Below are 23,353 nucleotides of genomic sequence, written 5' to 3' on the forward strand. Positions count from 1 at the left end.
TCATGGACGCGCGGTGCATGCGGTCCGTTCGAGCCTGCGAACCCCCTTGCGAAGCAGCGCGGCGTAATCACCGAACCCGTCGGCCTTGCGTGCGAAGCGCACGACAACGTCCGGATGATCCGGATGTGCATGAACCGAGCCGTGATACCCAAAACCGATCTCGGACCACCCCATGGCGATCAGCGTGGCATGGGCCTGCGCAGCGGAACGTTCGATGATGCCCAGCGCCGACAGCGAGGGACTGGACGTCGTTTCCTGAGTCTTGAACCCGAACATCGCAGCCACTCCTTCCTGCCACTCAACGATCCGACGCGACGCGTCCCCGGCTGCCGCACAGAGGCGGCGTCGAGGAGGAGCCGGACGGGCGGGTCCGGCGCGGGTCCAGGTGACCCTGTCGATGTCGGGAGTAGCGTGACGCGCGTGTCACTCCACTGTCATGGAATGACCGGTGTGCTCGGAAAGTTCAATCCCTACCGGATCGTAAATCCGCAGCCGAAGAGCCGGCACCAGTGTTATCGGTCCCGCGCTGCGCCTCGACCATCGCGGTCAGCAGCCTACGGGCCAGGATTGCGTGCGTTTCGCACAGGCCGATCTCGGCCTCCGGGCGAACGTGCCATTCCGCATGCGCCGCTCCAACCTCGACGTCGTCGAGGACGAGGTAGTGCATTATCCGATTTCGGGTCGCGTGCTCGGCGATCTCGTCGCCGCGCCCGGCTTGCTCGGCTGGCCGCATGCCCCCCGTCTCCGGGTCCCGGCTCGTCGGCAGGATGGCGGTCCGCCAGTCGGGGTGAAAGCAGCGCTCGGGCAAGCCGGCTTCGACCAGGGTAGGACGGCAATCATCGACACGCCAGGTCGACGAGACGACCACCTTGGCGTCGAAATCCCGCACAAGGGCGGCGACGCGGGCCACCTGTGCCGGATCGAGCCTGTCCTTGCCGGCTTGCCGCTGATAGCCGACCGTCGTCACGACACCGTCGATGTCGAGATAGATCGTCAGTGGTCCAACCCCGCTTTGCTCACTCAAGGGGCTGTTCCCGTTCCGCGCAGCCAATCGGCTGCCGTCGTGAGCGCCTACAACGCGCTCCCCGGATCGTCCAGCTTCGGGGGCGCATCCCGATTCTGTCGATCGGCACCTAGATCACGAGCCGCGCTTCGATCAGATCGATCTCACGGACGAGGCGACGCAGGAGCACGTCATCGATGACCTGCGAGCGTCGCAGGCGGTAGAGCGCCTGGCGCTCGGCCTCGATGCCGGCGAGGCGCAAACGCTTCTCGGTGTTCGCTAGCTGCCGGGCGCGGCTGAGATCCTTCCGCCGCTCCGAGGTCGGCGCCTCGACACCCTCGTACCGGTCCATGGCTCTGGCGCCGGCCTCGACGGCGATCGATGCATCCTCCTGCTCTTCCACGAGGCGATGCTGCAGCGCCTCGATGGCCTTCACCGCATCGTCGCGCGCAGCGGCGCGGGCCGCATCCTCCTCGGCATCGTGGCTGGGCTCGGGCGGGAGACGAAGCCCGCGGAGCAGCGGCGGCAGAACCGTGCTCGCCAGGACGAGGGAGGTCAGGATCACGCCCATCGCCAGCAGGATCGCGAGGTCCCGGGCGGGGAACGGGGTGCCATCCTTGAGGGTCAGCGGCAGCGTGAGGATGCCCGCCAGGGTGATGGCCCCCTTGACGCCGGCCAAGGTGGTGGCGGCCACGAGGCGCCAGGTCGGTCCTTCGCGCTTGTCGCCACGCCGGCGCGCCTTCGCGAGCATGAACTGGAGGGAGATCCAGACCCAGACGAACCGGATCGTCATAAGGCCCGCGGTGATTATCAGGATCCAGGCGACGAGCCGGCCCGCCCCCTGCACGTTGGCCTGCTTCACGGCATGGCCGAACACCTCCGGCAACTGCTCGCCGAGCAGGACAAAGATCGCGCCGTTGGCCGCGAGCGCGACGGTGTCCCATACGGCGGTCCGGCGGACGCGGGTGGTGCCGAGGCTGCGTCCCTGGATCTCGACATACGTCATGGCGATGCCCGCGGCGACGGCGGCCAGGATGCCGGAGGCATGCACGTGCTCGGCCGCGAGATAGGCACCGAACGGCGTGAGCAGGCTGAACAGGATCTGCAGGCCCGGATCCTCGCCCGTGCGCCGCCGCAGGAGGTCCTGGGCCCCCATCAGCACGAAGGTCGTCAGGGCACCGACGCTGACGCCTCCGAGGGCCAGCCAGACGAAGGTTGTCGCGGCTTCGGGGAGTGAGAAGGTGCCGGTGAGCGCGGCGGCGATGGCGAAGCGCAGGCAGACGAGGCCGGTGGCGTCGTTCAGGAGTGCCTCGCCCTCGAGGATGTGCATCAGCCGCCGCGGTACGGGTGCCTGCGCCGCGACCGATGAGACGGCGATCGGATCGGTCGGAGACAGGACTGCTGCCAGCGCGAACGCAACGGCCAGCGGGATACCGGGGATCATGCCGTGGATGAGAGTCCCGATGCCGAGCACCGTCAGGACGACGAGACCAAGTGCCAGCGCCAGCACGGCCTTGCCGTCCCGGAACAGGTCGCGTTTCGGGATGCGCCATCCGTCGAGGAACAGGAGCGGTGGCAGGAAGACGAGGAAGAAGATTTCCGGATCCAGCGACGTGCTGGGCAGCGGCCCGAGGGCAAGCGCCACGCCGATGACGATCTGAATCAAGGGGAGCGGCAGAGGCAGCAGGCGACCGAGGGCACCACTCACCAGAACGGACAGCAGCAAGGCCAGAACGACGGTTACGCTTTCCATCTCTCTCTTTCGCTTGGGCCGTATCAAAAAAGCGGGGCCCAACGGCACCGCGCCGCACGCCTCGATGCGCCAGCGGGGCGACCTATGCCAGCCGCCGAGGCTCGACGCGGGGTGTCCATCGCCGGGGCGCTGCTCGCAAGCCACCACAGATGCTGCGACGCCTGGCAAGCTGTATCGGTTCTCAGGAGCGGTGGCGCATTCCATCGGTTCTTACCCGAGACGATGGCGCCACCCGCGAGGCCGCTGAGCCGAAGAGGCTCAAGCAGGACGCGGCTGATCAAACATCGGCTGCGGCGTCGCACCGGCGGTATCCAGCACGGCGATCATCCGGGCCAAGACGACCTGCCGGCCGCCCGGGCTGGCCGCACGTCGATGGGCGCCGTCCGAGACGCGCACCATCCAGGCCGAGGCGCGCGTCTCGGCTCCGGTATCCCATCCGCGACGCTTGGCTTCGATGATGCATTGCGGCGTCACCGGACCGCTGTCGGCTTGGACCTCCATGACCTACGATCAACTGCATCGCATCGTTGTTCGGCCAAGCCCTGTTCATCGTCCTGCCCCGGCGGCTGACCCGCGAAAGGGGCGAGCGTGAGCGACGCGATCGATTGGGCGGAACGCCGTCGGATCACCGAGCAGGCGCGTGGCGAGCGGCCCTGGTCGCTCTGGGGGCCGTATCTCAGCGAGCGGCAATGGGGCACCGTGCGCGAGGATTACAGCCGTGACGGCAATGCTTGGCGCTCGCTGACCCACGAGGATGCCCGCTCGCGCGCCTACCGATGGGGCGAGGATGGGCTTGCCGGGATCTGCGACGAGCGCGGCCTGCTCTGTCTCGCCCTCGGCCTTTGGAACGGTCGCGACCGCATCCTGAAAGAGCGCCTGTTCGGCCTGACCAACGAGCAGGGCAACCACGGCGAGGACGTCAAGGAGCACTACCACTACCTCGACGCGGTTCCGAGCCACGCCTACCTCAAGTTCCTCTACCGCTATCCGCAGGCCGCCTACCCGTACGAAGATCTCGTGCGCGAGGGCCTGCAACGCAGTCGCGAGGTCCCGGAATACGAGATCGATGACACGGGGATCTTCGAAGGCAATCGCTTCTTCGACGTAACTGTCGAATACGCGAAGGCGGATGTCGACGACATCCACGTCGTCGTTTCCGCGACGAACCGCGGCTTGGAGGCCGCCGATCTCCACCTCGTCCCGCAGCTCTGGTTCCGCAACACATGGTCGTGGCGGGAGAATGGCCCGCGCCCGCGTCTGGAGCGCCATCCCGAGGGCGGCATCGCCTGCGAGCATCCCCGCCTCGGCCGCTATCGGCTGGCTTTCGAGGGGCAACCGGAGGTGCTGTTCTGCGAGAACGACACGAACTTGCAGCGCCACGCCGGACGGCCCGACGCCGAAGGACCGTTCAAGGACGGTCTCCACACGGCGATCGTGGACGGTGATGCCTCCGCGATCCGGCACGATACCGGCACCAAGCTCGGCCTCCACTACGCGAACCGCTTGGAACCGGGGGAAACGACGCGAATCCGCCTGCGGCTCTCGGCGGGCACGCGGACGCGCCCGCTCGATCTCGACGGCGGCGTGCGCGACCTGCGCGTCGCCGAGGCCGATGCCTTCTACACCGACCTTCAGGATGGGATCGCTGATCCCGATGCTCGCACGATCTTCCGGCAGGCCGCCGCGGGGCTAATCTGGTCGAAACAGCTCTACGCCTACGACGTGCAGGTCTGGCTCAAGGGCGATCCGCTGCAGCCGGTGCCGCCCCGGGAGCGCGACGGGGGCCGCAATGCCCATTGGCGGCACTTCGCGGCCTCCGACGTGCTCTCGATGCCGGACAAGTGGGAATATCCGTGGTTCGCGGCGTGGGATCTCGCCTTCCACTGCCTGCCGCTGGCATTGCTCGATCCGGACTTCGCCAAGAAGCAGCTCCTGCTCCTGACGCGCGAATGGTACATGCACCCCAACGGCCAGCTCCCGGCCTACGAATGGGAGTTTTCCGACACCAACCCGCCGGTCCATGCCTGGGCGACCTACCGGGTGTTCGAGATCGACCGCAGCCGCCGCGGCGGGCGCGGTGATCTCGCCTTCCTTGAAGGCGTCTTTCACAAGCTGCTGATTAACTTCACATGGTGGGTGAACCGCAAGGATGCGGGGGGCCGCAACGTCTTCCAGGGCGGCTTCCTCGGCCTCGACAATGTCGGCGTGTTCGACCGGTCCCGGCCGCCGCCGGGCTTCGGCATGGTGCATCAGGCCGACGGCACCGCCTGGATGGCGCTGTATGCCCTCAACATGATGCGGATCGCCCTCGAACTCGCGCTCCACAACGACGTGTACGAGAGCACCGCCTCGAAATTCTTCGAGCACTTCCTCCTGATCGCAGAAGCCATGACCGACATGGGCGGCGAGGGTTTCGGGCTCTGGGACGAGGACGACGAATTCTACTACGACGAGGTCGATATTCCCGGCGCCGGGCTGCTGCCGTTGCGGGTCCGCTCCATGGTCGGTCTGGTGCCGCTCTTCGCCGTCGAGGTGATCGAGCCCTCCGTGCTTCAGCGCCTGCCGGATTTCGCCCGACGTCTGAACTGGCTGCTGGAGAACCGCCCGCACCTCGCCCGCCTCGTGTCGCGCTGGGACGAAGGCGGGGTCAAAGACCGCAAGCTGCTGTCGCTGCTGCGCGGTCATCGAATGAAGGCGCTGCTCCGGCGGATGCTCGACGAGGCGGAGTTCCTCTCGCCGTTCGGCATTCGCTCACTGTCGAAGGCACATCGCGACCAGCCCTATGCCCTGAACGAGTTCGGCGCCTCCTTCTCGGTCCGCTACGATCCGGCGGACTCCACATCGAACATGTTCGGCGGCAACTCCAACTGGCGTGGGCCGGTGTGGATGCCGATGAACTACCTGATCATCGAGGCCTTGCGGCGCTTCTACACCTATTACGGCGACGACTTCCTGGTGGAATTTCCAACCGGCTCGGGGGAGATGCGTACGCTCGCCGCGATCGCGGACGCGCTCCAAGATCGGCTGATCGCCCTCTTCACCAAGGACGAGGCTGGCGGCCGGCCGTACCTCGGCAAAAGGGTCTCGATCCCGCCCACCCCAGAGGCTGAGGAGGCTCTCCTGTTCCACGAATTCTTCGACGGCGACACCGGTCGGGGACTCGGCGCCTCTCATCAGACAGGTTGGACGGCTTTGATCCTCAACCTTCTGCACAATCGGGCGAAGGTGCATCCATAGGCACGGTGTCGATCTGGAGATCGCCAAGATCAACCGGGCATCCCATCGTCTGAGTCTGTTGGCGATGGGGCCTGCCACCTTGCAAACGAGCTGGGCGCCGCGTTTGGGCCAACGCCCGTCCAAACGGTTCACCCCCGGTGTTTATGCCGGCCGCTGTACCTCCGGGTATCGAAGCACGCACGGCTGCTTATTGCTGCAAGCGTTGTACGATTGACCGCCAAGCGCGCCGTTGCCCCTTCTGGCATGCCACCTGCACAATGGACGCCACCCAAGCGGTTGGAGACGCTCGATGAGGCGACGCGATGTACTTGCTGGCGTCACCGCCTCCCTTATCGCCGCGCCGAGCCTCGCGCGTGCGCAGATCGCCACGACCCTCAAGTTCGTCCCCTACGCCGACCTCGCCCTGCTCGATCCGCTGGTTAGCGCCTTCGTCACCCGCAACCACGTGATGATGGTGTTCGACACCCTTTATGCCCTCGATGCCGCCGGTGTGCCCCGGCCGCAGATGGTCGGGGGCGAGAGCGTCGAAGACGGTGGCCGGCGCGTGCGCCTGACCCTACGCGACGGGTTGAGGTTCCACGATGGCAACCCGGTTCTGGGACGGGACGTCGTCGCCAGCCTCAAGCGATGGGCGAGCACGGATCCCTTCGGCCAGGCGCTGATGGCGGCCGCCGACGAACTCTCGGCGCCCTCTGACACGGTGGTCGAGTTCCGCCTCAAGCGTGCATTCCCGCTCCTGCCGAACGCCCTGGCCAAGCCAACGAACCTCATGGCGGCCATCATGCCGGAGCGGCTGGCCGCGACACCGCCCACCACCCGGCTGACCGAGATGGTCGGCTCGGGCCCGTTTCGCTTCGTCGCCGACGAGCGCGTGTCGGGCGCGCGCAATGTGTACCGCCGCTTCGAGGGCTATGTACCCCGGACCGACGGACCGCCGAGTTTTTGCGCCGGCCCCCGCATCGCCCATTTCGACCGCGTCGAGTGGCTGACCAACCCGGACCCGGGCACGCAGGTCGCCGCCCTCCAAGCCGGCGAGGTCGATTGGGTCGAGCAACCGCTCATGGATCTCGTGCCGAGCCTGCGCACGAACAGGGCGATCAAGTTGCAGGTCGTGGAGGATAAGGGCCTGATCGGCGTCCTGCGCTTTAACTTCCTCTATCCACCCTTCGACAACCCGGCGATCCGCCGCGCCGTACTCCGCGCCGTCAATCAGGCCGAGTTCATGCAGGCTGTCGCGGGTGACAACGCCGCCGTGGATACCCGGGTTGGGGTGTTCGGACCCGCTGGCCTGCCCATGGCCAACGACGCCGGCATGGAGGACCTGAACGGGACGCACGATCTCGCTCAACTCAAGCGCGACATCGCCGCGGCTGGCTACAAGGGCGAACGGGTCGTGTTCCTGTCGGCGACGGACGTCCCGCGCATCAACGCGATCTGCAGCGTCGGCGTCGCGATGATGCGACAGCTCGGCCTGAACGTCGACGAGGTCGCCACCGATTGGGGGACCGTGGTGCAGCGCGCCACGCGCCAGCAGCCGATCGACGCGGGCGGCTGGAATGTGTTCGGCTCGTTCTGGGGCGGCTATGACATGCTGAACCCGGCGGGCCACCTGCTGCTGCGCGGTACCGGGCTGAAGGGCTGGAACGGCTGGCCGACCGATGTGCAGCTGGAGCAGCAGCGTCAAGCCTGGATCGACACGGCAGACCAAGCCCAGCGGCTCGACATCGCGCGGCAGATGCAGATCCAGGCTTTCGAGGACGTCCCGTTCCTGCCTTTGGGGTCCTATCTTCAGCCCACGGCCTACCGGGCCGACCTCGACGGGATGCAGGTTGGCCTGCCGCTGTTCACCAATATCCGGCGGATTTAATTCGCATATCACCGCGGTGGAACAAGCATCTTCGTTGAGCCAGCCTGAGCCGGCACGTCACCGGCCGGATTTGTTGTCCGAAGCTTAATGTGGAGACCGGCGCGAAAATTGCCCTCAGTTACGCACCCGCTGCCGTGCCGAATGGGCGCGGACGCGATGTCCGCTCCCGAACCGCCCGGAAGCGCGGCTCCCTGTGTGGCTGGAGGACCGTCGTGTCGCACAAGTCCTGGCTGATCCTGTCGACGATCCTCTTCCTCGGTTCTCACCCCGCCAAGGCCGAAGAACTTACCGGTACGCTGAAGAAGGTGAAGGACAATGGCGAGATCGCCATCGGCTATCGGGATGCGTCGATACCGTTTTCTTATCTCGACGGCGATCAGAAGCCGATCGGGTTCGCGATGGACATCTGTTACGCGATTACGGACGCGGTCAAAACCGAACTCAAGATTCCGAAGCTGGCGGTCAAGCTGGTTCCCGTGACTGCCTCCACGCGGATCCCGCTGATGGCCAACGGTACGATCGACCTCGAGTGCGGCTCGACCACGAATAACGCGGATCGACAGAAGCAAGTCTGGTTCACGAACACCCACTTCCTCACCGCAACGCGGTTCGCCTCGAAGAAATCGGCGCATATCGACAAGATCGACGATCTCAAAGGCAAGACCGTCGTGTCGATCCCAGGTTCGACCAACATCGTACAGACCCTCGAAATCAACACCGCGAGAAACCTCGGGATGACGGTTCTGCAGGCCAAGGATCATGGCGAGGCGTGGTTGATGGTGGAGAACGGCCGCGCCGCGGCCTACGTCATGGACGACGTCCTGCTCGCCTCGTTGATCGCGTCCTCGAAGGAGCCGGTTGCCTATCGGATCTCGTCGGACGCCCTCTCCCGTCCGGAGCCCTATGGGATCATGGTGCGCAAGGACGATCCGGCGTTCAAGAAGGTTGCGGACGCCGCCACCGCCAAGCTGTACGCCAGCCCGGACGGCAAGGTGCTCTACGACAAGTGGTTCACCAAGCCGATCCCGCCGCGCGGGATCAATCTCAACTTCCCGATGAACGCGTCCATGAGCAAGACCATGATGCATCCGAGCGATAGTCCGGACCCAGCGATGTACTGAAGAGCCGGACAAGACGAAGCGCTGCCGTGCGCGCGAGCCGCTGGTGCCACCGTCAGGGGGCCATCCAACCGATCACCTGGGGTCATCGGTGCCGACCATCGGTGCGGGACAATGCGGGGTAGGTCGCGTTGTCCCCGCCCTTGCCGGTCCGATGGCGGCAGCCTGGCCGTTTCGGGAGCGTCCCGCCGGACCAAGCGTACGTGGAACGGCATAGCTCGGGAATCAGGACTGGCATGGGCCGTGCAATCACCCGGGGCGATCAATTGACCGAGACCTGCTGTGAGCCCTGAACCCCCTGCCTCCGCTACCGAGCCGCTCGGTCTCGGGCTTTTCCTATTGGGCCTGCTCGCCGCTGCGTTCTTCGGCTTCATCGGGCTCTGCGCCTTCGCGCCGGCCTGGAGCGCCGCGCCTCTCGTCCCGGGTGGCAGCGTCAACGCGGCTTTCGTCCTGGGGCTTGGCGTGATCGGCCTCGGGGTCGTCCTCACCGGCCTATACGTCGTGGTCGCGAACCGTGCCGAGGCGCGGGTCTTCCGCGCCCGCTCCTGACCCGGGACGCACGGCATGAACCTCGTGGCGATCGGCCTGTTCCTCGTCTTCGTGGCGCTCACCCTCTGGATAACGTGGTGGGCCGCGCGGCGCACCCACTCGGCGCAGGATTTCTACGCCGCCGGCGGACGCATCACTGGTTTCCAGAACGGCCTTGCCATCGCGGGCGACTTCATGTCGGCCGGCGCTTTCCTGGGTCTGACAGGCCTCGTCGTCGCCAACGGCTTCGACGGCCTGATCTACGCGGTGGGCTACACCACCGGCATGCCGATCGTGGTGTTCCTGCTGGCTGAGAAGCTGCGGCGGCTTGGACGCTTCACTTTCACCGACGTGGTCTGCACCCGCCTCGCCGAGCGTCCGATTCGTGTGTTCGCGGCCTGCGCCTCCCTCGTCGTGGTGGCGTTCTATCTCATCGCCCAGATGGTCGGCGCCGGTCAGCTGATCCAGCTGCTGTTCGGCCTCGACTATCTCTACGCCGAGTTCGTCGTCGGCGTGCTGATGGTCTGCTACGTCATGTTCGGCGGCATGGTGGCGACGACCTGGGTTCAGATCGTCAAGGCAGTGCTTCTTCTGATTGCCGGCTTCACCATCGCCGGCCTGCTGCTCGCCCGGTTCGGCTTCGACCTCAATGCCCTTTTGGCGCGGGCGGCGACCGTTCATCCGAAAGGCGCGGCGATCCTCGCGCCGCAGTTTCCGGCCAAGGATCCGCTCTCGGCCTTCTCCCTGGGTCTCGCGCTGATGCTGGGCACGGCGGGTCTGCCGCACATCCTGATGCGGTTCTTCACCGTGCCGGATGCCCGCGCCGCGCGCCTTTCGGTGTTCTGGGCGGCGACCTTTATGAACGCCTTCTTCGCCCTGATCTTCCTGCTCGGCTTCGGTGCCGTGGCGCTGACGGCCGGCAATCCCGCCTATGTCGACGCGGCCGGGATGCTGCGGGGCGGCGGCAACATGGCGGCGATTCATCTCAGCCACGCCGTGGGAGGGGACGCCATGATGGGCTTCGTCTCGGCTGTGGCCTTTGCCACCATCCTGGCCGTCGTGGCCGGGCTGACGCTCGCCGGAGCCAGCGCGGTCAGCCACGATCTGTACGCCAGCGTGTTCCGGCGTGGGCGCGTCGACGAGCGCCGGGAGGTCCAGGTCTCGCGCATCGCAACCTTGGTCCTGGGCCTCGTGGCGATCGGCCTGGGTATCGCCTTCAAGGGCCAGAACGTCGCCTACATGGTCAGCCTCGCCTTCGCGGTCGCCTGCTCGTCGACCTTCCCGGTTCTGATCCTGGCGCTGTACTGGCGCGGCCTGACCACGCTCGGCGCCGTCGCCGGCGGCACAGCCGGCTTGGTGAGCGCGCTGGTCCTCACGGTGCTTGGACCGGCGGTCTGGGTGAAGGTCCTGGGGCACGCTGCCCCGCTCTTTCCGCTCGATCCGCCGGCCCTTGTGACCTTGCCGCTCGCCTTCGTGACCTGCTGGCTGGTCTCGCGCCTCGACCGCAGCCATCAGGGCGCCACCGATCGCGCGCGTTTCGAAACCGTGCCGGCCGAATAGGTTTCAGGGACTCGACGATGTTCAAGCTGATCAGCGCGACCCCGAGCCCCTACGCCCGAAAGGTACGAATCGCCCTCGCCGAGAAGGGACTGCCGTTCGAATTGCTGACCGAGGTGCCGTGGGATTCCACGACCAGCCTGCCGCTCCACAATCCGCTGGAGAAGCTACCTGTGCTGCTGCTGCCCAATGGCGGCAGCGTCTACGAATCGAGCTACATCCTGCAATACCTCGACCTCATGCACCCCGAGACGCCGATGCTGCCTGACGATGTTGCTGGCTCGCTCGCGGCGCGCAAGCTCGAGGTTTTGTGCGACGGTATCTGCGACGCCTTGGTGCTCACCTTCTTCGAGCGCCAGCGCGGCGAGCACGCGAGTGCCCCCTGGTTGGCGCGCCAACGCCGCAAGATCGAGGGCGGCCTGGCCGAGATCGCGCGCCTTGTCGGCGACCGCGAATGGGCGGTGGGTGACCGCTTCGGCCTCGGCGACATCGCGGCCGGCACAGTGGTCGGCTATCTGTCGGTTCGCTTTGCCGAATTGCCCTGGCGGGATCTCTACCCGAACCTTGTTGCGCTCAGCGATCGCCTAGAGCAGCGGCCCTCGTTCCGGAACTCGGTGCCCTATGCTCAGACCATCACCGACCGTGTGATGTAGGCCGGCCCGTTGCTCGCGCCCCCTATCGCGAGCGGGCCAAAAGGCGCTTCCCCCTCCCGAGGAGGCGGCGATCTGGCTGGCGCCAAGCTGGCGACCGATTGCCTTTGCGATGTCCCGATAGGGCACGCTTTCCTCGGCCGCAGCATGGCCGGCCTCTCCGCGCGCCCCGCGTTCCAGGGCGGAGCGGTAGATGTGCGCTGCAATCGATACCGTGGAGCGAGGGCTACAGGGTCGCGCAGTCACCCACCGAACCGGAAAAGCCGTTCGCGCATGATACAGCGGCTCAGGGTCGGATTTCGATTTGATAACATAAGATAGTATCCATTCGATCGTCACCGCGCCGCGTGTCAAAGCCGATGTATGTTCCGGAAAGAATGGGCAGCGTGGCGGTCGGGGAGGCGGTCGCCCTCGCCGAACAGCTTCCGCCGGAGTGATCCGGGCGCGTAGGCACTCTTGTAGAGGTCGCGATCCTGAAGCTCGGGGATCACGAGGTCGATGAAGTCGGAAAAGCTCTCCGGCACGACGATCCGGCTGAGGTTGAACCCGTCCACTTCGCCTTCTTCAACCCAAGATTGCAACTCATCGGCGACGGACACGGCGTCGCCGGTCAGTACAGCGTAGCGCCCGCCAAGGCCGAGTTCCCCCAGGAGATCGCGCTTGGTCAGACCGCGTTTGGCAGCCGCCGCCGTCGCCGACTGGATCGCGTTGCCGGGTGCATAGGGGATCGGCTCGTCGAGGCCGTAGCGGGCGAAGTCGATGCCGGTGGAGTCCGAGAAATGCGCGAGCCCGGCCTCGGCGCTGGCGTGGCGCATGTACTCGGCGCGCTTATCCTCGGCCTCCGCCCGGGTGCGGCCGGGGATGACGGCGATGCCAATGAACACCTTCACGTCCTGCGGATCGCGCCCGGCCGCGGCGGCCTCCGTGCGGATTGCACGCACGTCGTCGCGGGCGGATGGCTTGTCCCGGGCCGAAATGAACACGCATTCGGCGTGTCGACCCGCGAAGGTGCGGCCGAGGCCGGAGGCGCCCGCCTGGTAGAGAACCGGCGTCCGTTGGGGCGAAGGCTCGCAGAGATGGGTGCCCTCGACCGCCAGGAATTCGCCGCGATGGGAGACCGGCCGGATCTTCGTCGGATCGCTGAAGACGCGCGCCGCGCGGTCCCGGCGCGCCGCGTCATCGTCCCAGCTTCCTTCCCAGAGCGCGTAGAGCACCTCCAGATACTCGTCGGCGTAATCGTAGCGGCGATCATGGACCGGCAGCGCTTCGCCCCGGCCGCGATGGGCGCTTTCGAGATAGCCCGTGACGATGTTCCAGCCGACCCGGCCGCCGGTGAGGTGGTCGAGCGTCGAGAACCGCCGGGCGAAGGTGTAGGGCGCCTCCGCGAAGACGTTGACGGTGACGCCGAAGCCCAGATGCTCCGTCACCGCCGCCATGGCCGGGACGATCAGCGTCGGGTCGTTCACCGGCAATTGCACGGCCTCCCGCGCGGTCACGTCGATGCCGCCGCCGTAGATGTCGTGCACGCCAAGGATATCGGCGATGAACATCCCGTCGAACAGGCCGCGCTCAAGAAGCTTTGCTTGATCGGTCCAGTAGCGCAGCGTGTTGTAGGCGCTGGATTGGTCGCGCGGGTGGGTCCACAGGCCGTAATTGATGTGGCCGACGCAGTTCATGTTGAACGCGTGGAGACGGAGCTCCTTGCGGAGGGGGCGTCATCGCGTCCGGAGCCTGCGCACCACGCTGTCGCCACCGACCTGCACAAGACACACGAGGACGATCAGCATCGCGATCACCACGGACATCACTGTCGTGTCGAAGCGCTGGTAGCCGTAGCGGATGGCGACGTCGCCGAGTCCGCCCGCACCGACCGCGCCGGCCACCGCCGAGGCGCCGATCATCGACACGACCGTAATGGTGAAGCCGCCGACGATCCCCGGCAGGGCCTCGGGCAGAAGCACGTGGAGCAGGATGTGGCGACGACGGCAGCCGATGGATTGCGCCGCCTCGATCAGCCCGGGATCAACCTCCCGCAGCGAGACTTCGGCGATCCGCGCGAAGAACGGCGTCGCGCTCACGGCGAGCGGGACGATCGCGGCCCAGACCCCGATGGTGGTGCCGACAACGAACCGGGTGAATGGGATCAGCGCCACGAGCAGCACGATGAAGGGCACGGCGCGGAAACCGTTCACCACCATGCCGACAAGGCGGTTCGCCCGCGGCACCGAAAAGATCCCGCCGGGCTCGGAGGTGACGAGGAACAGCGCGAGGGGAATGCCGGCGAGCACGGCGATCCCGGCGGAGACTCCGACCATGAACAGCGTGTCGAACGCCGCCTGCCAAAGGCGGTCAATCATCTGCGGCGACATAGCCGATCCCTGCGACGGTTTCCCCGATGGCCCGGAGGCGGGCCTCTGCCTCCGGGCCGGCGGCGATCAGCAGATGGCCGATCGCATGCCCCTGGATCCGCTCGATGCCGGCCTGCAGCAATTGCACCGGTCCGCCCGCGGCCGCGACGAGGGCCGACAGGTCGGGCGGCGTCCGCCCGGAATAGGTGATCCGCAACACGGCCTTCCTGCCGGGTGTCGGGTAGGGCGTGAGCCGCCCCGCCAGATCCTCCGGCAGGTCGCGGGTCAGGGGGGCGAGCAGCGCCCGCGTCGCCGGGTGCTCCGGCATGCCGAAGACCCGCCAGACCGGCCCGGACTCGGCGATCCGGCCCGCCTCCAGCACCACGACGTCGGTGCAGATCTCGCGTATCACGCTCATCTCGTGGGTGATGAGGATGATGGTTAGACCGAGCCGCCAGTTGATATCGCGCAGCAGGCTCAGGATCGACAAGGTGGTTTCGGGGTCCAGGGCCGAGGTCGCCTCGTCGCAGAGCAGGATCTCGGGGTCGCTCACCAGGGCGCGGGCGATGCCGATGCGCTGCTTCTGCCCACCCGACAGGCGGGACGGATAGGTCTCCGCCTTGCCCGCCAGGCTGACGAGGCGCAGCACCTCCTCCACCCGGCGGGCGATTTCCGCCTTGCCGACCCCCGCCACCGTGAGCGGCAGGGCCACGTTCTGGCGGACGGTCTTGGCCGACAGCAGGTTGAAGTGCTGGAAGATCATACCGATGCGGCGCCGCAGGTCCACGAGCCCGTCGATGCCCAAAGCGGCAATCGGTTCGCCATCGACCAGCACACGGCCCGACGTCGGCTGCTCCAGCCGGTTGACCGTGCGCAGCAGGGTCGATTTCCCGGCGCCGGAGCGGCCGATGATGCCGAAGATCGCGCCGGACGAAACGTCGAGGCTGACGTCGTCGAGCGCGAAGACCTCGCCGGACGCGGAGCGGAACGTCTTCGAAACATTCTCGAATCGCACGGTGCCGCGCGCACCCGCATCCACCCGGGTGAGCGGGATCGCATCGGGAGCCGCCACCCGCGGTGTGGCCGCGCGTGCCGTCCCGAGACTGTCCAGGGCCAGAACCGCCATGGTCAGTTCTGCCACGCGAGCAGATACAGCTTGTCGCTGCCGGCGAAGGAGGTGTGGATCTGATTTTTCACGGCTTTGGAGTTCTCGAAAAGCGCCACGAATTTCTTGATGGTCGGATCGTCCTTGCGCGATGCCTTGGTGACGAAGCTCACCGCAAACAGCTTGTCCTCGATGCCGGAATAGATCAGCCCGCTCGTCGGATCGAAGGTGCCGGCGGCGACGATGAAATGCGGATAGCCCTGCGCGAGATCGACATCACCGGTGATCCGCACCAGCTGCGGTCCTTCGACCTCGGTGAATCTCAACTTCTTCGGGTTCTCGGTGATGTCATCGACGGTGCAGAGGAAGCCGACGCCGTCCTTCAGCTTGATCAGGTTGGCTTTCTGGGAGAGCAAAAGGGCGCGGCCCTGGTTCACCGGATCGTTGGCGATGGCGACCTTCCCGCCTGCTGGAATCCGATCCAGGCTCTTATGCTTGAGGGAAAACAGCCCGATATTCTGTAGAATGCCGAGCCCGACGATGTCGAACCGGTAGCCCTTCTGCTTCGCGGCGTTCTCCATGAAGGGCCGATGCTGGAAGAAGTTCAGGTCGATATCGCCGGCATCGAGGGCGACGTTCGGCGTCGTCCAGTCGCTGAACTCGATCACCTTCAGCTCGATGCCCTGCGCCTTGGCTTCCGGGGCGGCCGCGTTGAGCGCATCGCTGTAGGCGCCCGGCACGGTTCCGATCCTCAGGGTCTCGGCCTGTGCCGCTATTGTGCCCAGGCAGAACAAGGCGAGGGCGACAGTCTTCAGAAAGCGCATCGGTCGTGGACTCCGGTCTGCCGGCTCAGGTGAGACCCGGCAAGTTGTCGAGGTTTCGAGCTCTGTGCGGGAGCTGCGCTGGTCAGGACGGGCGGACAGGCAGGACCGAGCCGCGGTAGCGGGTGCGGATGAACGCTGCGACCTCGGCCGAGGTCAGCAGCGTGCCGAGGCGCAGCACGCGGGCATCCTTCACCAGGCCCTCGGTCGTGACGAGGACGTTCGCATACGGGTTGCCCTCGGCGCGTTCGAGCGCGAGCGCATCCCGCGCGGGCTCCAGCCCCGCTTCCAACGCGTAATTGCCGTTGATCACCGCGAGGGCGACGTCATCGAGGGAGCGCGGTAATTGCGGCGGCGCGATCTCGACGAAGCGAAGGTTTTTCGGATTCGCGATGATGTCATCCAGGGTTGCGAGCGCACCCGCGTCCTTCGCGCGCAGCCGGATCAACCCGTTGGCCTGCAACAGCAACAGCCCGCGATTGGTGTTCGAGACGGTGTTCGACAGGGAGACGACACCGCCTGCCGGCAAGGCATCGAGCGCTTTGACGCGACGGCTGTACAACCCGAGCGGTTCGATATGCACCGCCGCGACGACGGCGAAGCGTACCCCCATGGCGGCCTGCTCCGTGCGGAGGAAGGGCACGTGCTGGAAGTAGTTGGCGTCGGCGTCGCCATCCCGCAGCAGGGCGTTCGGGCGAAGATCGCCCGAGATCTCAATGATCTTCAGAGGGAGGTCGGCGGCGAGCTTGCCCGCGACAAAGTCGAGGATTTCTACGTGTGGAACGGCCGACGCTACGACCCGCAGCGGCCCCGCTGCTGCACGGGTCGGTCCGAGGGTCATGGCCAGGGCGCCGGACAGGAAAACACGACGGGTCGCTGCAGGCGCGGTACGCACTTTTCACAGTCATCTTGTAGATGAACGTTCTTCTTCATGTCCCAAAACACAACAAATCGTGCAAGAGTAGCGACTATCGAATTTTGACCCGTTTGAGAAGCATTGTTTCGGAGTTCTGCGGTCCGAGACTATCGATGTTCTCCCCGCTCGCCGTCGTCATGGATTTCGGCCATTCGACATGAGTCGGTTCCGGGCTGCGGGCAGGTCGGAGCCGTCTGTCGCCGTCCGCTTCGACGCCTGCCAAGCTGGCGACGGGAAGATCGGTTTTCCGCCAGCTCGGGCGCGGCTGCCGACGACACCCGACCGTTGAAGGGTGACGGCCTTGGCGGGGATTTGCGGCCTGATCGGTGGGACGCCGTTCGTAGCCTCCCCGAGAAAGCCGCGCCCCCCCCATCGGGGTCCGGATGATCCAACGAAAAGGTCTTCCATATATTTTGGTTCATGCAGAAGGACGATGCAAATTGAGCCTTTGCGGGAGCAAAATATTTTTTCGCAATCAATCTTCGGGCTCATTTGTCGACGGATCGCTCGGCGACAGTTGGGAGGGCGGCAACAAGAAAATTCTTCATCCCGAGATGAAGACGCGTTTGAAATTGCCGAGATGGCGTTGAATTGGCGCAATTATCATTTTGATTTAAATCGTTTTCCAGAAAATACTTTGGGTCTCTTGCGCGTGGCCGATCGACCGGGGGTGATGGGAAAAGCATCTCCGGCGATTGCGATCCGGGCGGCCCGCCACGCCGCAATTTCCTATCCGCGTCGCGACAACACTTGGATCGCGCGGTTGAGGCGCGCGATCTTTAGGACTGGCCCCTGCTTGACTTGACCGCGCGATTCTTTCCTGAGCTCTCCACGATCCGCCATTTCCGCAGGGCGACGCTTCTCAAGGTATCGTTGATGTCCGCAACCCGCAGACTCGTCCTGGCCGCCGGCCTCGCCCTGGCGATCCTGCCGGGATCGTTCGGGCAGATGGCCCACGCCGAGGATCCGACGGAGATCCGCCTCGATTGGGCGACCTACAATCCGGTCGGCCTTCTGCTGAAGGAGAAGGGCTTTCTGGAGGAAGCGCTGGCGCCGAAGGGTATCAAGGTCCGCTGGGTCCAATCGCTCGGATCGAACAAGGCGCTTGAGTACCTGAGTGCCGGCGCGATCGATGTCGGCTCGGCGGCGGGCGCCGCCGCCCTCGTGGCGCGGATCAACGGCAATCCAATCCGCGCGGTCTACGCCTTCTCGCGCCCGGAATGGACGGCCCTTGTCACCCGCAAGGACGCCGGCATCGCCAAGCCCGCCGACCTGAAGGGGAAACGCGTCGCGGTAACCCGGGGTACCGATCCGCACATCTTCCTGATCCGCGCGCTCCAGGGTGCAGGCCTGACCGAGAAGGACGCCAAGCTCGTCCTACTCCAGCATGCGGATGGGCGTACCGCCCTCGACCGCGGGGACGTCGACGCCTGGGCGGGGCTCGACCCGATGATGGCCGCGGCCGAGATCGAGAACGGCGACGTGCTGTTTTACCGCGACGCAGCGGCCAACACCTGGGGCCTGCTCGATGTCCGCGAGGCGTTCGCGCAGGCCCATCCCGATCTCGTTCAGGCGGTCATAGCGGCCTACGAGCGCGCCCGGGCCTACGCGCTGGCCAACCCGCAGGCGCTCAGCGCGTCCCTGGTCGCCGCCACCAAGCTGCCCGAACCGGTGATCGCCCGCCAACTGGAGCGCACCGACCTGTCGCAGCCGACGATCGGACCTGCGCAAGCGGAAGCGATCAAAGCGGCTGGCATTGCCCTTCAGCAGGCCGGGGTGATCCCGGCCGGCACGGATGTCGCCGCCGCGGTCGATGCTCTGCTCGATACGCGCTTCAATAATCCTGTCGCCGGCCGTTGAGGCGGGGATGCCAGTGTTGCGACAGGGTGGCCGCGTCGGCCTCGGGGTCGGTCTCGCGCTCGCGCTTCCGATGGCCCTTGCGGTCGGATGGGAGATCGCGGTCGATACCGGTGCGGCATCCGGGCGCCTCTTGCCGCCGCCGAGCCGGATCGGCGCCACGCTTTTCGAACTCGCCGCGTCGGGCGATCTCCTGTCCCACGTCGAAGCGACGCTGATCCGCGTCGGCCTCGGTTTCCTCGGGGGCGCCGCCGCCGGGATTCTGATGGGTACCGCGGTCGCGATGTTGCCGCTGGTGCGCCGGATCTGCGATCCGAGCCTGCAGGCGCTGCGCGCGGTTCCGTCGCTCGCCTGGGTCCCACTCTTTATCCTCTGGTTCGGTATCTTGGAGACGCCGAAGATCCTGCTGATCGCCGTCGGGGTCTTCTTTCCCGTCTATGTCGGCGTGTCCGGAGCGATCGCATCGGTCGATCGCAAGCTCGTCGAGGTCGGACGGATCTATCGGTTGTCGCGCCTCGCCATGGCCCGGCGCATCCTGCTGCCCGCAGTGCTGCCGGCGACCCTGGTCGGGCTGCGCACCGGCCTCGGTCTCGGCTTCCTTTTCGTGGTCGCGGCCGAACTCATGGGGGCCTCCGAGGGCCTCGGCTACCTGCTCGTCGATGGCCAGCAACTCGGCAAGCCCGATCAGATCCTCGCCGCGATCATCGCCTTCGCGCTGGCCGGGAAGCTGGCCGATACGCTCTTCGTCGTGCTGACCCGCCCCTTGACGCGCTGGCAGGATACGGCGCGGGAAAGCCTGTAATGGCCGAACGCCAAGGTGGTGGGGTTCTGGTCTCGTCTCGCACTCTGTAATGTTTCGCTCGTTCCAGGATTGCCTGTGCTGATCGTCGATGCCCTCTCAAAGACTTATGCGGACGGCACGCAGGCGCTTTCCGACATCGGCCTGTCGGCCGCGCCCGGCGAGATCGTTGCGCTCATCGGCGGATCCGGCTGCGGCAAGACGACGTTGCTTCGGCTGATCGCGGGACTCGATCGCGCCAGCGCGGGGGCCGTGGAGGTCGCTGGCGAGACGATCCTTGAGCCGCATCCCCGTGTCGGCGTCGTTTTCCAGGAACCGCGGCTGCTGCCCTGGTTGACCGTCGCCGATAATGTCGGCTTCGGTCTTGGCGGTCTCGGGCGATCGGAGAACCGGGCACGTGTCGCCGAAGCCCTGGAGCGGGTCGGTCTGGCCGAGCATGGCCGCCGCTGGCCACGGGAGCTGTCCGGCGGTCAGCAGCAACGCGTGGCCATCGCCCGGGCGTTCGTCCCGCGGCCGCGGGTGCTGCTGCTCGATGAACCCTTCTCCGCGCTCGATGCCTTCACGCGCCGCGGCCTGCATGAGCAGCTGCTCGATCTCTGGGCCGCGTCGAAACCCACGATCCTGATCGTCACGCATGACGTGGGTGAGGCCGTGACGCTGGCCGACCGGGTCGTGGTGATGCGGCCGAAGCCGGGCCGGCTCGAAGAGACCGTCGCGATCGATCTGCCGCGCCCGCGCGATCCGGTCTCGGCGCGCTACGAGGAGGCGGTGCGCCGGGTCATGGCCGCCCTCGATCGCTCATTGCATCCTCCGACCACCCGCCGTGACCCGGCACCCGAGATGCGCGCCGGCTGGTGGTAGAACCGTTCGCTGCCATGCCGAGGGTCGGACGGCGATCGCAGGTCGAGCAATCGGGACGGGATCGCGGCGATCGGCCATCCGATCCGTCCCGTCACGCGGTTCTGATCGTCTCCTCGGCGCGCAGGCGTAGGGCCGTGCGGTCGATCTTGTTGGTCGAGGCCAGCGGCAGCGCGTCGACGAACCAGACCCGGCGAGGATGCTGATAGGCCGGCGCGTGGGCAAGCGCGTGTGCCTTGAGGGCGGCCTCGTCGACAAGGGCCCCGGGCCGGCGGACGACGAAGGCGACGGGCTTGGTGCCCTTGATGGCGTCGTCCACGGGCACCACGCAGGCCTGGAGCACCGCGGGGTGGCGCTCCAACACGATCTCGACCTCGCCGGGAAAAATGTTCTCGCCGCCGGAGACGAACATGTCGTCGGTCCGGCCGACGAAATAGTAGAATCCGTCCGCGTCGCGGCGAAAAACGTCGCCGGTGTCGTAGAAGCCGTCCGCCGTGATCGGCACCGGCACGTCCGGCCGGTTGTGGTAACCGAGCATGATCGCGGGGCTGCGCACCTGCAGGATGCCGATCTCCGGTCCATTGGGCCCGACAAGGCGCAATACGACCTGGGGATGCGGCGCGCCGACTGACGCGACTGGCGTCGGCAGGCCGTCCGGATGGTTGCCGAACACGACCGGGCCGCCCTCGGTGGTGCCGTAGGCATTGAGGATGCGGGCGTTCGGCAGAAGGGTGCGGATCTGCCGGGCCAGGGCGTCGTTGACCGGCGCCGATCCCATTCGCACCGTGTGCACGCCGGTGAGGTCGGCCTCCGCGAGGAGATCAGGCTCCCGCAGCATCATGGCGATCATCGGCGGCACGGCGGTGAGCCACGTGCAGCTGTGTCGGTCGATCGCCGCGATGTAGGCCCGGGCCTCGAATTGCGGCAGCAGCACCATCGTGGCGCCGGCCGCACAGACGAGGAGCGCCAGGGCCAGAGCGTTCATGTGGTAGAGCGGTGCCGCCACGAGCAACCGGTCGTCGCGCAGGTCCGTCTCCGCGGCGCGCGTCCGGGCCACCCAGAGATGGCTGGCATGGCTCAGCCGCACGCCCTTCGGTCGCCCCGTGGAGCCGGACGTATAGAGGAACAGGGCTGCTTCGTCGGGCTCGGGCACGATCGGCACGAAGGGGCCGGGATCGAGCCAGGCCGCAAAGCCGTCCCGCCCCCCATCGTCGAACACGGCGACCCGAACGTCGAGATCGAGCTCCGCCAGCATCGCCCGACGCGGGCCGTCGCAGAGCACGAGCTGTGCGCCGCAATCGTCAAGCACGGCGGCGATCGTGGCCGGCGGAAACTTGTGATTGACCGGGATCGGAACCACGCCGGCCCGCATCGCGCCGAGAAGCGCCGCGATGGTGTCGGGCCGGTTGGCCGCGAGGATCGCGATCCGCGTCCCGCGGGCGATCCCGCCACGCGCGAGGCCTCGCGCGAAGGCGTCGGCTCGGGCGTCGAGGTCGGCGCGAGTCATCACCTCGGGCTCGCCATCGGGGGCGACGCCGATGATCAGCGGCTTGTCCGGCGGTCCGGACCGATCGACGAGGTCGCCGAGATTGGTCACATCGGTGGCCGGGCGCATCATGGGGCTGCCCTGCACGGGAGACGGAGGCCGAAGGCCGGCAGCGTCAGCTCGGCCGTGTCCGGCCCGTGCCGGACCCACGTCGCCGCCGGAAGGGCAGCCGCGCGGGCCTCAAGGGCGTCGAGGCCGCGGAAGCGCAACGCCAGGGCGGCGAAGCGGGCCGCCAGTCCCGGCACAATCGCGATCCGCGTCTCTCCGAGCCGGAGGGTCCAGACGCCACCCGCCGCCTCGGCCGGCGCGCCGCTCGCGGCCGCGTAGAGAGGGGCGTCGGCCTCGGGTGCGGGGCTCTCGATCGTCAGCGTGTCGATCCCCGAAAAGCCGTTCGGATGGTCGAGCCATTCTGTGCGCCAGACGAGATCCGGGGTCAGGTGCTCGCAATGGTAGAGACGACCCGCCAGAAATAAGTGTGCCGGGACCCGCACCGTACGGAACCGGGCCGCTTCCTCGCGTCCATCGACAATCACCGGACGCGTAAAAGCGACGGGCTGGCCGGCCGCGAGTCCTACAGCGGCGAGGCGGGCTTGGGTCGCGTCGGCGTCCCGGCTTGCCACCACGAGGCCGTTCAGGCCGAAGGGGCTGTCCAGAACGTCCTGTCGCTGCGCGCCGTTCTCGGGCACGCCGACGAGTTCCAGGTAGGGGCCCGGCGTCATCATAAGGTGGTTGATCGAGCCAAGCGAGTGGTGGCCGCGGGGCGTTAGCCGGAATCCGAGGGCGGCGAACAGGTCCGCCGCCTCGTCCATCCGCCGCAACACGTTGATCACCACGTGGTCGAGGGCCCCGTCCGCCGGGGCGGCGGGGTGGCCCCCGGTCATTTGGCCGGCGCCGTCATGTAGACGCCGCGGCCGCTCGCGAGCAGGCGGCCTGAATCGTCGAGAATCTGCGCCTCGGCCACCGAGAGCTGGTTGCCGAACTTCACCACCGTGCCGCGGCAGGTGAGATCGCCCTGCATCGCCGCGCGATGGTAGTCGACGCGCAGGTCGACAGTGGGAACGCCCCGCCCGGTCTTGGAGACCAGCGCCCAGTCGGCGGTGAGATCGACGAGCGTTGCCAGGATGCCGCCGTGGACGTAGCCGCGCTCGGCGTTGACGACCCATTCCGGCCGCCACGTTGCTTTCAGCTCGATCGTGCCCTCGCCGACGGCGACCACCGAGAGGCCGAGCCACTGGTGGAATGGGCCGCGCAGCAGCAGCGCCTCGACCTGCTCCTTGCTGAGGGGGGTGTCGGACATGGCTTCGGGATCTCCTCGGGCAGGACTCTCCTCCCCCTTGTGGGGAGGAGTTGGAGGTGGGGGTGGCTCAGGATGGGGCGCTGCGGTGCCTTC

At 66.9% G+C, this 23,353-nt stretch carries 21 protein-coding genes and 1 pseudogene; 10 read left to right on the forward strand and 12 right to left on the reverse strand.

The window, feature by feature from the left end:
* The 4 genes from MKK63_RS07190 to MKK63_RS07205 all read right to left on the reverse strand — a co-directional run bounded on the left by MKK63_RS07190 (position 1) and on the right by MKK63_RS07205 (position 3,257).
* Entirely contained in the window at positions 1–276 is a 276-nt protein-coding gene (locus MKK63_RS07190) for a hypothetical protein (RefSeq protein ID WP_244000111.1), read from the reverse strand.
* Positions 277–463: 187 nt separating this feature from the next.
* A complete protein-coding gene (locus MKK63_RS07195; protein ID WP_244000113.1) occupies positions 464–1,024 on the reverse strand; it encodes an HAD domain-containing protein in 561 nt (186 codons plus the stop codon).
* A gap of 109 nt (positions 1,025–1,133) precedes the next feature.
* Positions 1,134–2,756, reverse strand: coding sequence for a Na+/H+ antiporter (locus MKK63_RS07200; protein ID WP_244000115.1), 1,623 nt, complete (start codon positions 2,754–2,756; stop codon positions 1,134–1,136).
* A gap of 258 nt (positions 2,757–3,014) precedes the next feature.
* The gene (locus MKK63_RS07205) at positions 3,015–3,257 is read right to left on the reverse strand and encodes a hypothetical protein (protein WP_244000117.1); all 243 of its coding nucleotides are present in this window, start codon (positions 3,255–3,257) and stop codon (positions 3,015–3,017) included.
* An 87-nt stretch (positions 3,258–3,344) separates the two neighbouring features.
* Between MKK63_RS07205 and MKK63_RS07210 the strand changes: the two genes are divergently transcribed.
* The 6 genes from MKK63_RS07210 (at position 3,345) to MKK63_RS07235 (ending at position 11,716) form a co-directional block, all read left to right on the forward strand.
* On the forward strand, positions 3,345–5,993 hold the full coding sequence (locus tag MKK63_RS07210) for an MGH1-like glycoside hydrolase domain-containing protein (RefSeq protein ID WP_244000119.1): 2,649 nt from the start codon (positions 3,345–3,347) through the stop codon (positions 5,991–5,993).
* A gap of 289 nt (positions 5,994–6,282) precedes the next feature.
* Positions 6,283–7,860, forward strand: coding sequence for an ABC transporter substrate-binding protein (locus MKK63_RS07215; protein ID WP_244000121.1), 1,578 nt, complete (start codon positions 6,283–6,285; stop codon positions 7,858–7,860).
* 212 nt (positions 7,861–8,072) lie between these two features.
* Positions 8,073–8,981 (forward strand): amino acid ABC transporter substrate-binding protein, encoded by a 909-nt coding sequence (locus tag MKK63_RS07220; protein WP_409564480.1) that lies wholly within the window; start codon positions 8,073–8,075, stop codon positions 8,979–8,981.
* A 279-nt stretch (positions 8,982–9,260) separates the two neighbouring features.
* Positions 9,261–9,527: a DUF485 domain-containing protein gene (locus MKK63_RS07225; protein ID WP_244000124.1), complete on the forward strand. Its 267-nt coding sequence runs from the start codon at positions 9,261–9,263 to the stop codon at positions 9,525–9,527.
* 15 nt (positions 9,528–9,542) lie between these two features.
* On the forward strand, positions 9,543–11,066 hold the full coding sequence (gene actP, locus MKK63_RS07230) for a cation/acetate symporter ActP (protein WP_244000126.1): 1,524 nt from the start codon (positions 9,543–9,545) through the stop codon (positions 11,064–11,066).
* A gap of 17 nt (positions 11,067–11,083) precedes the next feature.
* Positions 11,084–11,716: a glutathione S-transferase N-terminal domain-containing protein gene (locus tag MKK63_RS07235; protein WP_244000128.1), complete on the forward strand. Its 633-nt coding sequence runs from the start codon at positions 11,084–11,086 to the stop codon at positions 11,714–11,716.
* Positions 11,717–12,063: 347 nt separating this feature from the next.
* On the opposite strand, the pseudogene MKK63_RS07240 reads toward MKK63_RS07235, so the two are convergent.
* From MKK63_RS07240 to MKK63_RS07260, 5 genes and pseudogenes are all read right to left on the reverse strand, one after another.
* Positions 12,064–13,419, reverse strand: a pseudogene (locus tag MKK63_RS07240) (LLM class flavin-dependent oxidoreductase); the annotation flags it as partial.
* A gap of 9 nt (positions 13,420–13,428) precedes the next feature.
* Positions 13,429–14,082, reverse strand: a complete 654-nt coding sequence (locus MKK63_RS07245; protein WP_244000132.1) for a methionine ABC transporter permease — start codon at positions 14,080–14,082, stop codon at positions 13,429–13,431.
* Positions 14,063–15,187 (reverse strand): methionine ABC transporter ATP-binding protein, encoded by a 1,125-nt coding sequence (locus MKK63_RS07250; protein WP_409564484.1) that lies wholly within the window; start codon positions 15,185–15,187, stop codon positions 14,063–14,065. The genes MKK63_RS07245 and MKK63_RS07250 overlap by 20 nt, the downstream gene beginning before the upstream one ends.
* A gap of 2 nt (positions 15,188–15,189) precedes the next feature.
* Positions 15,190–15,990: a MetQ/NlpA family ABC transporter substrate-binding protein gene (locus MKK63_RS07255; protein WP_244000136.1), complete on the reverse strand. Its 801-nt coding sequence runs from the start codon at positions 15,988–15,990 to the stop codon at positions 15,190–15,192.
* Between the two features lie 82 nt (positions 15,991–16,072).
* On the reverse strand, positions 16,073–16,828 hold the full coding sequence (locus MKK63_RS07260) for a MetQ/NlpA family ABC transporter substrate-binding protein (RefSeq protein ID WP_244000138.1): 756 nt from the start codon (positions 16,826–16,828) through the stop codon (positions 16,073–16,075).
* 508 nt (positions 16,829–17,336) lie between these two features.
* Here MKK63_RS07260 and MKK63_RS07265 point away from each other — a divergent pair.
* The 4 genes from MKK63_RS07265 to MKK63_RS07280 all read left to right on the forward strand — a co-directional run bounded on the left by MKK63_RS07265 (position 17,337) and on the right by MKK63_RS07280 (position 20,420).
* On the forward strand, positions 17,337–17,708 hold the full coding sequence (locus tag MKK63_RS07265; RefSeq protein WP_244000139.1) for a hypothetical protein: 372 nt from the start codon (positions 17,337–17,339) through the stop codon (positions 17,706–17,708).
* A 71-nt stretch (positions 17,709–17,779) separates the two neighbouring features.
* Positions 17,780–18,763 (forward strand): aliphatic sulfonate ABC transporter substrate-binding protein, encoded by a 984-nt coding sequence (locus tag MKK63_RS07270; protein WP_244000141.1) that lies wholly within the window; start codon positions 17,780–17,782, stop codon positions 18,761–18,763.
* 7 nt (positions 18,764–18,770) lie between these two features.
* Positions 18,771–19,562, forward strand: a complete 792-nt coding sequence (locus tag MKK63_RS07275) for an ABC transporter permease (protein ID WP_244000143.1) — start codon at positions 18,771–18,773, stop codon at positions 19,560–19,562.
* A 75-nt stretch (positions 19,563–19,637) separates the two neighbouring features.
* Complete coding sequence (locus tag MKK63_RS07280) at positions 19,638–20,420, forward strand: ABC transporter ATP-binding protein (RefSeq protein ID WP_244000145.1); 783 nt, start codon at positions 19,638–19,640, stop codon at positions 20,418–20,420.
* A 91-nt stretch (positions 20,421–20,511) separates the two neighbouring features.
* Here the strand turns inward: MKK63_RS07280 and MKK63_RS07285 are convergent, their stop codons facing one another.
* The 3 genes from MKK63_RS07285 to MKK63_RS07295 are packed head-to-tail and all read right to left on the reverse strand — an operon-like array spanning position 20,512 to position 23,260.
* Entirely contained in the window at positions 20,512–22,035 is a 1,524-nt protein-coding gene (locus MKK63_RS07285) for a class I adenylate-forming enzyme family protein (RefSeq protein ID WP_244000146.1), read from the reverse strand.
* Positions 22,032–22,844, reverse strand: coding sequence for a VOC family protein (locus MKK63_RS07290; protein WP_244000148.1), 813 nt, complete (start codon positions 22,842–22,844; stop codon positions 22,032–22,034). Before MKK63_RS07290 ends, MKK63_RS07285 begins: the two co-directional genes overlap by 4 nt.
* Positions 22,841–23,260 (reverse strand): PaaI family thioesterase, encoded by a 420-nt coding sequence (locus tag MKK63_RS07295; RefSeq protein WP_267421040.1) that lies wholly within the window; start codon positions 23,258–23,260, stop codon positions 22,841–22,843. Before MKK63_RS07295 ends, MKK63_RS07290 begins: the two co-directional genes overlap by 4 nt.
* Positions 23,261–23,353: the final 93 nt, after the last annotated feature.

The sequence above is a fragment of the Methylobacterium sp. J-088 genome (assembly GCF_022829295.1).
Classification (GTDB): Bacteria; Pseudomonadota; Alphaproteobacteria; order Rhizobiales; family Beijerinckiaceae; genus Methylobacterium.

Bases quoted from the DNA above. Each gene is read 5' to 3' on its own strand.
- MKK63_RS07190 (WP_244000111.1), bottom strand. From the start codon at position 276: ATGTTCGGGTTCAAGACTCAGGAAACGACGTCCAGTCCCTCGCTGTCG.
- MKK63_RS07200 (WP_244000115.1), bottom strand. From the start codon at position 2,756: ATGGAAAGCGTAACCGTCGTTCTGGCCTTGCTGCTGTCCGTTCTGGTG.
- MKK63_RS07205 (WP_244000117.1), bottom strand. From the start codon at position 3,257: ATGGAGGTCCAAGCCGACAGCGGTCCGGTGACGCCGCAATGCATCATC.
- MKK63_RS07215 (WP_244000121.1), top strand. From the start codon at position 6,283: ATGAGGCGACGCGATGTACTTGCTGGCGTCACCGCCTCCCTTATCGCC.
- actP (WP_244000126.1), top strand. From the start codon at position 9,543: ATGAACCTCGTGGCGATCGGCCTGTTCCTCGTCTTCGTGGCGCTCACC.
- MKK63_RS07235 (WP_244000128.1), top strand. From the start codon at position 11,084: ATGTTCAAGCTGATCAGCGCGACCCCGAGCCCCTACGCCCGAAAGGTA.
- MKK63_RS07245 (WP_244000132.1), bottom strand. From the start codon at position 14,082: ATGTCGCCGCAGATGATTGACCGCCTTTGGCAGGCGGCGTTCGACACG.
- MKK63_RS07250 (WP_409564484.1), bottom strand. From the start codon at position 15,187: ATGGCGGTTCTGGCCCTGGACAGTCTCGGGACGGCACGCGCGGCCACA.
- MKK63_RS07255 (WP_244000136.1), bottom strand. From the start codon at position 15,990: ATGCGCTTTCTGAAGACTGTCGCCCTCGCCTTGTTCTGCCTGGGCACA.
- MKK63_RS07260 (WP_244000138.1), bottom strand. From the start codon at position 16,828: ATGACCCTCGGACCGACCCGTGCAGCAGCGGGGCCGCTGCGGGTCGTA.
- MKK63_RS07265 (WP_244000139.1), top strand. From the start codon at position 17,337: ATGCAAATTGAGCCTTTGCGGGAGCAAAATATTTTTTCGCAATCAATC.
- MKK63_RS07270 (WP_244000141.1), top strand. From the start codon at position 17,780: ATGTCCGCAACCCGCAGACTCGTCCTGGCCGCCGGCCTCGCCCTGGCG.
- MKK63_RS07275 (WP_244000143.1), top strand. From the start codon at position 18,771: ATGCCAGTGTTGCGACAGGGTGGCCGCGTCGGCCTCGGGGTCGGTCTC.
- MKK63_RS07285 (WP_244000146.1), bottom strand. From the start codon at position 22,035: ATGATGCGCCCGGCCACCGATGTGACCAATCTCGGCGACCTCGTCGAT.
- MKK63_RS07290 (WP_244000148.1), bottom strand. From the start codon at position 22,844: ATGACCGGGGGCCACCCCGCCGCCCCGGCGGACGGGGCCCTCGACCAC.
- MKK63_RS07295 (WP_267421040.1), bottom strand. From the start codon at position 23,260: ATGTCCGACACCCCCCTCAGCAAGGAGCAGGTCGAGGCGCTGCTGCTG.